General features: G+C 62.7%; 10 protein-coding genes and 1 tRNA gene. All 11 read left to right on the top strand.

Annotated elements, in window-relative coordinates; genetic code table 11:
- Positions 1-153: 153 nt before the first annotated feature.
- The 11 genes from rplU to GX515_02700 all read left to right on the top strand — a co-directional run bounded on the left by rplU (position 154) and on the right by GX515_02700 (position 11387).
- Positions 154-525 carry a 50S ribosomal protein L21 gene (gene rplU / locus GX515_02750; protein HHY31933.1) on the top strand — a complete coding sequence of 124 codons (372 nt, stop codon included), beginning with the start codon at positions 154-156 and terminating at the stop codon, positions 523-525.
- Positions 526-528: 3 nt separating this feature from the next.
- Entirely contained in the window at positions 529-798 is a 270-nt protein-coding gene (gene rpmA / locus GX515_02745) for a 50S ribosomal protein L27 (protein HHY31932.1), read from the top strand.
- 342 nt (positions 799-1140) lie between these two features.
- Complete coding sequence (gene obgE, locus GX515_02740) at positions 1141-2163, top strand: GTPase ObgE (GenBank protein HHY31931.1); 1023 nt, start codon at positions 1141-1143, stop codon at positions 2161-2163.
- Between the two features lie 56 nt (positions 2164-2219).
- Positions 2220-2807: a nicotinate-nucleotide adenylyltransferase gene (locus tag GX515_02735; protein ID HHY31930.1), complete on the top strand. Its 588-nt coding sequence runs from the start codon at positions 2220-2222 to the stop codon at positions 2805-2807.
- Positions 2808-3216: 409 nt separating this feature from the next.
- Positions 3217-3474 carry an RNA-binding protein gene (locus GX515_02730; protein ID HHY31929.1) on the top strand — a complete coding sequence of 86 codons (258 nt, stop codon included), beginning with the start codon at positions 3217-3219 and terminating at the stop codon, positions 3472-3474.
- Positions 3475-3627: 153 nt separating this feature from the next.
- The gene (gene rsfS / locus GX515_02725; GenBank protein ID HHY31928.1) at positions 3628-3999 is read left to right on the top strand and encodes a ribosome silencing factor; all 372 of its coding nucleotides are present in this window, start codon (positions 3628-3630) and stop codon (positions 3997-3999) included.
- An 85-nt stretch (positions 4000-4084) separates the two neighbouring features.
- Positions 4085-4160: transfer RNA gene (locus tag GX515_02720), tRNA-Ala, on the top strand.
- Positions 4161-4385: 225 nt separating this feature from the next.
- Positions 4386-5054, top strand: coding sequence for a ComEA family DNA-binding protein (locus GX515_02715; protein HHY31927.1), 669 nt, complete (start codon positions 4386-4388; stop codon positions 5052-5054).
- A gap of 93 nt (positions 5055-5147) precedes the next feature.
- Positions 5148-7556, top strand: coding sequence for a DNA internalization-related competence protein ComEC/Rec2 (locus GX515_02710; protein ID HHY31926.1), 2409 nt, complete (start codon positions 5148-5150; stop codon positions 7554-7556).
- 312 nt (positions 7557-7868) lie between these two features.
- Complete coding sequence (locus tag GX515_02705; GenBank protein HHY31925.1) at positions 7869-9134, top strand: ABC transporter substrate-binding protein; 1266 nt, start codon at positions 7869-7871, stop codon at positions 9132-9134.
- A gap of 117 nt (positions 9135-9251) precedes the next feature.
- Positions 9252-11387, top strand: a complete 2136-nt coding sequence (locus GX515_02700) for a CehA/McbA family metallohydrolase (GenBank protein ID HHY31924.1) — start codon at positions 9252-9254, stop codon at positions 11385-11387.
- Positions 11388-11406 lie beyond the last annotated feature (19 nt).

The following is an 11406-nucleotide window of genomic DNA, read 5'->3' as shown; positions in this document are numbered from 1 at the left end:
GCATTTGACACCGCGGAGCGGCGTGTGGTAGACTAGGCTCTGTGGGCGCGTGTCGCCATGCCGCTCGGGACGGGCTTTCGAGCAAAACGCGCAGAACGCCAAGGCGCGTGCCTGTTCCCGGCGAGTCGAAGCGAGAGGAGCGCGAAAGTCGGGATGTATGCGGTAGTCGAGACCGGTGGCAAGCAATACTGCGTGCGCGAGGGCGATACCCTGCGCGTCGAGAAACTCGGCCAGAAACCTGGGGAGACCGTGGAGTTCGATCGTATCCTTTTGGTCGCCGACGACGAGGGCGTCGTCAAGATCGGAACCCCGGTTGTGCCGGGAGCGAAGGTCGTCGCCAAGGTCGTTTCCGAGGGGAAGTCTCGTAAGCTGTTGGTCTTCAAGTACAAGGCGAAGAAGAACTACAGAAGGCGCTACGGTCACAGGCAGCCATTCACAGAAGTCTGCATTCAACGCATCCTGCCCGAGGCCTCCGCGGTGGGTCAGGATGTCTCACAGAGCCCTTCTGATGGCGAGGAGGTGTGATGCATGGCTCACAAGAAAGGCGTAGGCAGCTCGAGAAACGGGCGCGATTCGAGGTCGAAAAGGCTGGGCGTGAAGGAGCATGCGGGCGAGCTCGTTCCCGCGGGCAGCATCCTCGTCCGGCAGCGAGGCACCAGGATTCGACCGGGTGCGAACGTGGGAGTGGGCGGTGACGACACCCTCTACGCCAAGGTTAGCGGGCGCGTGTCGTACGAGCGTTGTGGAAAGGACGCCAAGCGCGTTAGCGTGTACCCCGTAGAGGCCGCTGGTTCATAGGCTCGCGGGGTCCGTGACTCGCGGCCAGATTGCGGTGGCGGCGGCATAGGAGCCTGCTGCGTTGCCGCGAACGGGACGCGTCGCGTCCGAGGCTGCGCGGGTGTGGTTCCAGTGGTTCCGGGTGAAGGTGAAAACCCTCCGCAGGCAGGTGGTGAGGCCTGCGGAGGGTTTTCGTTAGGCATCGGCGGGCGTGGGTTGAGAAGGGAAAGCGGGAAAGGCGTCGAACACAAGAACCGCGAGCCGAGTTCCCGGAGGGGCTTCGCCTGGTGAGTAGTCGCCGCGGGTCGTGCAGTGGGGCTTCGTGTGAGGCGGCTGGGGAAAGATATCCCTGGGGTGAACCGCATGTTCGTGGACATCGCAAGGATCTACGTCAAGGCCGGCGACGGCGGAAGGGGTGCGGTGAGCTTCCGCCGCGAGAAGTACGTTCCTGCAGGCGGCCCCGACGGCGGTGACGGAGGCGATGGCGGAGACGTCATTGTCCAGGCGGACGGCTCGATGAACACCCTCATGGACCTCCGTCACAAGACGCACTATCGGGCCGAAAACGGGCACCCAGGCGCGGGTGCCAACAAACATGGCAGGAACGGGGCCAACGAGATCATCAAGGTGCCACCGGGGACGGTGGTGCGAGACGCCGCGACAGGGGAGGTCCTCGCGGATCTCGTATCCGCCGGGCAGGTCGCCGTTGTCGCGAAAGGCGGCAGAGGCGGCCGAGGAAACGCGAGGTTCGCCACACCGCGTCGGCAGACGCCGCGTTACGCGCAACCAGGGACGCCAGGCGAGGAGAGGTGGCTCGAGCTGGAACTCAAGCTCCTCGCGGATGTGGGACTCGTGGGGCTGCCGAACGTGGGCAAGTCCACTCTGATATCAAGGATATCGGCGGCAAGGCCGAACATTGCAGATTACCCTTTCACCACGCTCGTTCCGAACTTGGGCGTGGTGGACGTGGGGGATGGCAGGAGTTTCGTCGTGGCGGACGTTCCCGGGCTCATTGAGGGTGCGCACGCTGGGGCGGGCCTGGGCCATGAGTTCCTAAGGCATGTGGAACGCACGCGCGTTCTCGTCCATGTTCTCGACCTCGCAGCGCCGGACCGGGACCCAGTCGGCGACTTCGAGATCGTGCAAAATGAGCTCCGGCTGTACAGTCCGGACCTTGCGGCGCGTCCGATGGTTGTCGCGGCGAACAAGATAGACGTGCCTGAGGCAAGAGGTCGGCTGGGGAGGGTCCTCGAGACGTTGGGGTCCCGCGGAATCCGCGTATACGCGATTTCTGCGGTAACCGGGGAGGGCGTGCGTGAACTCGTGTCCGCCCTGGCTGATTTCGCCTGTTCTGGCAAGGGGGGCGGAGAGGAGGGCGAGTCGTGACTAGGGGCGACGAATCTCCGGGCGGAGGACTAGGACGCCCGAAAAGGCTGGGCATCATGGGCGGCACGTTTGATCCGATACACTACGGTCACCTTGTGACAGCCGAAGTTGCAAGGGCCAAGTTTGGCCTTGACGTGGTGGTGTTCGTGCCGTCGGGTGAACCGCCTCACAAGCGCGGGGTCCGGATATCCCCAGGCAGGGACCGCTACATGATGACCGTCCTCGCGACCGCGACGAACCCTTACTTTGAGGTGTCAAGGGTCGAGCTGGATCGCCCGGGGCCCTCATATACGGTGGACACTGTCAGGGAGTTCCGCGCGAAGCACGGGCCGGATACGGATCTCTATTTCATCACTGGCGCCGATGCCGCGCTCGAGATATTCACATGGAAGGACGCCCACGACCTGCTCAAGATGTGTGCGTTCATAGCGGCGACGAGGCCGGGCTATTGTACGAGCCGCCTTGAGGCGGAGCTCGAGCGTGCCCGGGCTATTTCCGATCACGGGGTGTTCGTGCTCGAGGTGCCCGCGCTTGCCATATCGTCCTCGGATATAAGGGCACGCGTAAGGAATGGAGACCCCATCCGCTATCTTCTGCCTGAAAGCGTGGAAAACTACATCAGGAAGGCCGGGCTGTATCTCTGAGCGTCCGGGCCGGGTCTATGGCGTGCAAAGTCCGTCTGCGGGCGTTTACAGCAACCGGTATGGGTGGTATAATAAGTTTGGTGACGCGCAGAAGCTGGGGAATCTAGGAGTTGGAGGTCAGGCTGGGTGCGCTAAGGCCACGTGCGCACGCAGGCCACGGCCGGCGTGCATACTCAAGTGAAAACTCCTGCCAGATCATAGCGTAGTCTTGCGGGTTTCCGTGGTTCAGGTCTTTCCGTAGGCGGAATCCGATCGGAGGCAGTCAAAGCCTATACGTAGCACAGCGGCCGTTGGTTGGCTGTGACGAGCTTGCCGGCCGCGCCACGATCTGAATAGAATGTGCGGATGGAGAACCAAGGTATCTTGCAGCCTTGGTTTTTCTTTCATAATAAAGCGGAGGTGGTACGCGGTGACAAAGACCCTGTACGTGGGGAACTTGCCCTGGGCCGTGACAGAGGAGGACCTTGCCGAGGCGTTCAGGGCGGTGGCGGATGTCAAGGGCAGCAGAGTGATTACGGACAGAGAGACAGGGAGGTCAAGGGGTTTCGGCTTCGTAGAGGTCGAGGATGAGGATGTCGAGCGCGTGGTTGCGGCCATGAACGGTGCTGACATCGGCGGAAGACAGATCATCGTGAACGAGGCGAGGCCGCGTCAGCCAAGATACTGATAGGGCGCGGCGGTTTTTCGACCTGCGTGAAGGTAGGTCCGCGCGACGCGGTACGGCAGGTGGCCATAGGGAGCCCGGGTATTTCCTCGTGCTTCAAGCTGAGCCGGAGCGAATGGGAGGCGGGCAAGCATAGACCCACTATCCGTAGCTGAGATGGCCCGTGCGGCTGCAGAGGGCAAGAAAGCCCAGGACGTGTTGGTCCTGGACGTCCGGGAACTGACTATAATAGCAGATTACTTCGTGATAGCGAGCGGGACGTCCCGCACGCAGGTGAAGGCTATTGCTGATGCGGTGTTGAACGAGCTTAAGGAGCAGGGTATCCTGCCGAGGCATAGGGAAGGGTCCGTCGAGGGTGGCTGGATAATCCTCGACTATGCTGACACGGTGGTCCATGTGTTTCATGCCCGGGAGAGAGAGTATTACGATCTGGAGCGCCTGTACAGGGGCGCGCGGATTGTTGAAGGCCGGGCAGGGCAAGGTCTTGATGGCGTGTGCGCCGAGCGGCGCGAGGCTCGGCGGTCTTGACTTGGCCGGGATGGTTTGTTATAATCGCAGTGAACCGCATGACGCGCAACGCGGTTCGATGGTCGTGATGAGGCATCAAGTGTCTGGGGACGTAGCTCAGTTGGGAGAGCGCGTGAATGGCATTCACGAGGTCGTGGGTTCGATTCCCATCGTCTCCACCACTTTTTTTGACTGATTGGGGGCAGCGATTCTTCGCGGAACGCTGGTCTCGATGAAACCTAAGAGACGCCCTCCGCCTCCGTAGGCGGAGGGCGTTGCCGTCTTGAGAATCACCCACGGTGTCACCCCGAAACCGCCTTGGTGGGCTAGTCCGGCACCAGAGGAACTTTCTGCCGCACATGGAACATTTATGGTAACTGCGGAGACAAGCTGGGGGGAGTGATCCAGTGTTCGACTTATCAAGGCGGCAGAGGTTTGTGTTGTGCGTGGTGGCCTTCGCGCTTTGCGCAGGCGCAGTCGTGCTCGTCACTAGGCGCCTTTCTGAAAACGATGTCGTGGTGATTCCGGGCGCGGTGACAGAACCCCGCGCGACCAGCAGCGTGGAGGCAGCAGAGAGAGGTGAGGCCACAGGCGATTGCTCTCAGGAACATGAGGTGACCGTACACGTATGCGGAGGGGTCGTGAAGCCTGGTGTCTATACGCTTCCCCGCGGGTCTCGCGTGGCCGACGCCGTGAAGGCAGCGGGAGGGCTTGCTCCTGATGCGCGGGCCGAGCTAGTGAACATGGCTATGGTGTTGTCCGACTCCTCACAGGTGTACGTTCCAGTAAAACCCCGCGAGCAGCCCGGCGTGAGCACGAGCCCGACCGAAGGTCCTGCCCAGACGCACGCCGACCCCGCGAGTGCGCCAGGGGGCGGTCGCGGCCGCGTCAACATCAACACGGCCGGTCTCACCGAGCTGGATGCGCTTCCCGGCATAGGCCCGGTCCTTGCCCAGAAGATAGTTGATTACCGCAACGCCCTGGGAAGGTTTGAACGCCCGGAGCAACTCTTGGACGTGCCAGGGATCGGTGCGAAGAAGTACGAGGCTTTGAAGGACTTCGTCACCGTGTACTGACGGGCGCCTCGAGGTGTCCGAGCTGGCGGCGCGCCGCCACGTGTCGAGGGTACCGGCCTAGAAGCGGGTTGGGTGCGACGGGGGCACGAGACAGTGGAGCAAGCTGCGGTCATCCGGTGTACGCTCGTTCTATTCGGTTCCGGTGCGGTGATGATGAAGGCATGGGGGCCGACTGCCCTCCTCGGCCCGGCATCCCTGCTGGTAACGGCCGGAATCTTAGCTTGGCGTGACCGACGGGCCGCACGAAGACCGTGGCAGCGATTCCGGGGCGGTGCAGCGCCGCGTCCTGGCTCCAAGAACCTTGCGTTGTGGGCCTTTGTGTTTCTGGCTGGAATGGTATCCATGGCGATGGCCTCGTGGGAACGGGAGCCTGACCGCATTGTGCGCGACCTCGGCCGCGCTGCGAGGGCGACCTTTGCGGGCGTCATCGACGGAGTCCCCGACGAGACGTCGGACGGGCGATGGCGCGGCGTGGTCAGGGTTCGGTCGGTAAACGGTCATCCGGGAGCCTCCGGCGCCAAGCTGCTCCTAGTCGTAAACTGTAACGAGGACCTTCGGGCCCGCCTGCTGCCAGGTGCTGTGGTGGAGGTCTCGGGACGGTTCTATCCTCCGCAACCTCCCGCGAACCCAGGTGAGCGCGACACGAGAACCGCGCTCGCCTGCAAAGGCGTCTCGGGGACGCTGTACGTCGCCAGCTCCCGCGAAGTGTCTGTTCGGCCGGGTCGCCGTTTCGGGGCGGCCACGGTGGCAGCAGACGTGCGTCGGCGCATGATCGCGGTGACACGCGCCACTTTGCCCCAGCCGCAAGCGGAGCTTCTCTCAGCGATGCTGTTCGGGAGCGCTCCGGAGGGCATGCAGGTTGAGGCGCAGGCCACTGGTACCGCGCATCTCTTTTCCGTGTCCGGCTTGCACGTCGGGCTAGTGGCTGCGGTCCTGTGGGGCATTCTCGCAATCCTGGGCGTTCGCGGGCGCGTTGCTCTTATCTGCGCTGTAGGGGGCGGCTGGTTGTACGCGGTCGCATGCGGCATGCGCCCGTCCGCGGTGCGGGCCGCCCTGATGCTCTCGTGTGCGGGCGCCGCGGCGCTGAGGAAACGCCGCCCAAGCGCCCGTGGTGCCCTGTATCTGAGTGGCCTTGTGATGGCAGGGCGGAATCCCTTTGTGATCTTCGATCCAGGGGCCCAAATGTCTTTCGCATCGGTCCTCGGCATCCTGCAGCTTTCACCCCGGTTCAGGCGCATGTTTGCGAGACTCCCAGGCTGGCTCGCAGATACCGTTGCGGCGTCGCTTGCGGCTCAGGTCGGTGTGGCGCCGCTTGTAGCTTGGTACTTCGGCCGGGTGTCCCTCATCGGCATCATCGCAAATGTGCCGTGCGTTGCTCTTGCGGGGGTAGCGGTCGTCGCGGGTTTCGTCGCGGCCCTCGTCGGGACGGTCTGCCTTCCGGTGGCGGTCGTCCTGAACGCCGGAAACTCACTCGTTCTGCTCGCGCTGGAGCGGTTGATACAGACGCTTGGGCGCGTGCCGTTCGCGTCTTTGCCTGTGGCCCAGCCCCCTCTCTGGGCCGTGCTGTGCCTATATCTCTCGATGTTCGTGGCCGACGGCCCCAGGCGTCTGCGGCGCGCGGTCGCTTTGCGCCGGCGCCATCTTGTGGTGCTCGGGTTGGCCACCGCCGCCGTCTTGATGTGGGTCGCGGTCCTGAGGCCGGGAGCGCTCGAGATCGTGTTCCTGTCAGTCGGCCAGGGCGACTCGAGCTTCATCCGCACCCCTGCTGGTCGGACCATGCTGGTTGACGCCGGAGGCTCCCTTGCCCCAACAGGGCGTGACCCTGGCGCCGACACGGTCGTGCCGTATCTGGAACGTCGCGGCGTCAGGCGTCTAGACGTCGTTGTCGCCACGCACCCACACCAGGATCACATCGGCGGACTTTTCGAAGTGCTCAGGCGCCTTGATGTAGGTGTTTTGCTGAGACCTCGGCTCCCAGAGGGACTGAGGCCGGAGCTCGACGTGCGGTTGGCAGACGCTGCGCAGGCTAGGAGCGTCCCGGTCGTCGAAGTCGCCCAGGGAGGCCGTGTGGACCTGGGCGATGGCGTCACCATAGATATCCTCTGCCCGTCCAGACTCAGTCCGGGCACTGCGGTTCAAGACCTCAACGACCTCTCCGTCGTGATGATGATGAGGTTCGCGAACACGAGGGTTCTTCTGACGGGAGATGCCGGCCCGGAGGTCCTCTCGGCGCTCGTGGAGGCCTCCTGGGACCTTGACGCTGACATCCTCAAGGTCCCGCACCATGGGGCGTCGGCCGCGTGCCCCCCGCTGTTCCTCCGGGCCGTATCCCCGTCTTGGGCCGTCATATCGGTTGGTCCCAACGACTTCGGACACCCCGCGCGCGACACCCTGCAGTTGCTGTCCGGGGGTGCTGTCACCACGCTGAGGACAGACATAAACGGCGCGGTGACCGCGCGCGTGTGTGGCAGAAGGCTGAGGGTCATTCCCATGCGACGATGAGGTGACAAGGTCTCTTACAGGAAAGGTTCAGCTATGGCAGGAATGACGAATTTTGGGGAGAATTTTATAAGTCCGCCAGGAAAGTGGCGGGGAGGGCGAGCCGCGTCATACGGCTGTCCCGGCATGCCCAGACTGACGGGCGACAGAGGAGGGTCAAAAGGAGGTGAGAGTGGGCTCTTCCGACCTTGCATGGTTGTCAAAGCGCAAATGATGATGGAAAGGGTCCGAACGACGCCTGAGGGCGGGACAACGAGCATGAAAGGGGGGATTCCCCGGTGCGCGCGGTGAGGCGCGTCGCTTCGGGGGAACCGGTTGAAACGAGTTGTTGTCAGCGTTATAAGCCTCAGCCTTCTCATCGTGCTTCTTGCGGGATTCTCGCCTGTGGCGGCAGGCTCCAAGGTTACGATAACGTTTTGGCACGGAATGGGGTCGGGCCTCGGGAAGGCCCTGGATGAGCTCGTCGCCCAGTTCCAAAAGCAGAATCCCGACATAGTCGTGAAGACCGAATACCAGGGGAGCTATAGCGCGCTCAACCAGAAGATAATGGCCGCGCTTGCTGCGAAGAAACCTCCCACGATGGCGCAGGCTTACGGCAACTGGGTGGCTGAATACGTCAAATCCGGCGCCGTGAAGCCGGTTGAAGACTTTTTCGCGGGGCCTGGTGGTCTTTCCAAGGAGGAAGTGGAGGATTTCTGGCCGGAGCTACGGGTCGGCTGCACGTTCAACGGCAAGATGTACACCCTGCCGTTCAACAAAAGCGTCGCCATCTACATTTACAATCTTACAGCTCTGAAGGAAGCCGGCCTTGAACCGCCCAAGACGTGGGAGGATCTTCTCATCGCCTCGAAGGCGACGACCGTGGTAAAGGACGGCAAGATCACGCGATATGGGATCGTGCTCAGGCCCAACGTTGACTACTTCGCCAACCTCCTCTTCACGAACGGCGGTCGGTATCTTGATGCAAGCGGCAAGAAAGCCGTCTTCAACAGCCCAGAGGGTGTCGAAGCCCTTCAGTTCATGGTGGACCTGCTTCACAAGTACAAGGTGGCTTACTATATCCCCGGCTACGCCGATGCCGACTTCGGGGCCGGCAGAACGTGCGGGTACTTCGCGACCTCGGCGAGTTACTCGTATACAGACCAGGCGGTCGGGAACAAGTTCGAGTGGGGCATAGGGCCGATTCCGTATAAGAAGACCCCGGCAGCGCCCGTAGCAGGAACGGACCTCGTAATGTTCGCCTCCGCCACCCCTGAGGAACAACAGGCCGCGTGGAAGTTCATGAAGTGGCTCACGAGCCCGACCCAGACTGCATACTGGGCGATCAACACCGGCTACATTCCCGTCAGGAAGTCCGCGCTCTACCTGCAGCAAATGAAGGACTGGATGGCCGCCAACCCCAGAAACGCTGCTAGTCTCAACGCGCTCAAGTACGCGGTAACCGACCCGAACATAGCGGAATGGCAGGACATCCGCGATATCATCAGCCAGGCGGTGGAAGAGGCGTTCCTCGCGAAGGCCACTCCCAAACAGGCTTTGGACAAGGCGGCCGAGAAAGTCAACGCTCTGCTAGCCAAGTAGCTCTTGTCTCGTGTCACTGAGGTACACGGCAAGGCATGCGGGCGGGTGGTCCGGGGCAGCTATGCGGGGCTTGCCCCGGACCCTTGTCCGGTGCACATGCGGGAAGGAGGAGGACCCGTGATCCGCGGAAGAAAGCTCCTGTGGTCCGCGATCATATGCGTTCTTGCTGCGGTGGCGACGGCCTCAGGCCAGGTCTCGGCGCAGGATGGGGAGTGGGACTTCTACTTCGGGTACATCCACTCTCATACGTCGTACTCCGACGGTGAGCTGACTCCGGAGGAGGCTTACGCTTACGCGAGGGACGTCGCGGGTCTCGACTTTCTGGGGATCACTGAGCATGGTTACTACATGGTCGAGAACCCTCATCACTGGGAAGCGCTTGTGGAGGCGGCGAAGAGTTTTACGGAACCAGGCAGGTTCGTTGCCTTCAGAGGGACCGAGTGGACGCACGGGGCTGGACACATATCCATCATTGAAGCCCCCGAGCCTTGCTCCCGCGACGTTCAGGTGACTTTTGACGATCTCATCGGGTGGATGAGCGAGAACAAAGGCATAGCGAGTTTCAACCACCCCCAAAGAAACGAGCAGGGGAACTGGGATGACTTCAAGTACTCGCTTGAGGGCAACAAGACCATAAGGCTTCTCGAAGTCGGCTCCGGGCCGTATCCGGGGAACACCAAGTATGAGGCGTCATACGTTCGCGCCCTGGACCGGGGATGGCATCTCGGAGCCATCAACAGCCAGGACAATCACAGAGCCGATTGGGGCACGGCGACGGACGCGAGGACCGGCGTGGTGGCGCGCGCTCTCACGCGTGAGGACCTCATGGAAGCGCTCCGGGCGATGCGCACCTACTCAACCGAAGACAAGAACGTTCGCGTGCGGTTCGCTGCCGAAGGGCAGTGGATGGGGTCGACCCTCCCTCTTGGGCCTGCCGAGTTCGTCATCGATGTGTCTGACCCGGATCCCGGCGACGCCGTGGAAAAGGCAGAGGTGGTCTCCAACCGTGGGACCGTGATCGCGACGCTGCCGGGTTCCGGCGACGAGGGTGCGTCGGGCGTGCCCTTCCACCGGACGCTGCGCATTACGCCCAAGGATGGGTACAACTGGTATTACCTGCGGATCGAGCAAAAGGACAAAGATGTGGTGGTCACAAGCCCGATCTGGATAAAGAGCCGGTCCGACCTCTTGATGGCTGACTTCCGGTTCGACGTTCCGCTTGCCAAGAAGGGCGCGACGGGGCACCTGCGCGGCGACGTGGTGAACCTCGGCGCAGGACCTGCGCCGGGCACAATTGTGGAGTTCGCGGCGGTGGCGGACGGCCAACGCATGCCCATCGGGGCGGTCAAGACAGACGTCGGCCCGGGTGCCACGGTGCCGGTCTCCCTCGAATGGGCGTGCCCGGTGAGCGGGGACGTCACCGTTGTGGCCACGGTCATCGACCCGTCCATGCCCGCGTATTCGGAGAACGCTTACTCGATTGAACTCCACGTGCTTCCTGAAGCGTTACCCAGGGTCGTGGTGGACGAGGGTCACAATAACCGTGCGAGTGGTTTCGCAGGCAGTTTCCTGGACGCGCTGGCGTCGAACGGGTACGAGGGAGTGCTGTGCCAGGGAAGGATCACACCCGAGAGCCTGAGGGGAACGTCGATCCTCATCATCGCGAATCCCGAGCCGGGTATCGCGCTCACCCCGACCACCTTTGATGAATCCGAGCTCGCCGCGGTGCGCGAGTTCGTGACGAGCGGGGGCTCGTTGGTGCTTGCGGGCTCGTCGGACGCTGAAGACCCCGAGCGTGACGTGGATCAGCTCAATGCGATATTGACGGCGCTTGGCTGTTCGATGAGGTTCTCGGACGACGAGGTCCGGGAGAAAGGAGAGGGTTCAGCGTTCGGCTCAACGGCCACGTGCATCCTCACCGCCGATGGCGAGAGGCTTCTTGGCCCGGTGTCTCTGCCGGTGCGCATGAGCCAGGGATGCTCGATCGCTGATGACGCGTTCGGCACTCTCAATGCGAGTGATGGGGTCGTGGTCCTCGCGGTCGGGGCCGATGAGGCGTGCAGCGTGGACACGAACGGAAAGGGTTCATGGCACGCGTACACGTCTCGCCCGGTGGTGTGTGCCTCGGAAGACGTCGGCAAGGGCCGGGTGGTCGCCATGGGCGCGCCGCTATATTCGGCCTACGACTTTCGTCCGGACCTCGGCAACGAAGAATTCATGTTGAAGCTCGTGGGATGGCTGGGATCAAGGTGACCGGCCGGCTCTGCCCCGC

This window comes from Bacillota bacterium (genome assembly GCA_012842395.1).
GTDB lineage: Bacteria > Bacillota > SHA-98 > UBA4971 > UBA4971 > UBA6256.
Note: the sequence above shows the minus strand (reverse complement) of the source record. Positions and strands in the feature narration are given on the sequence as shown.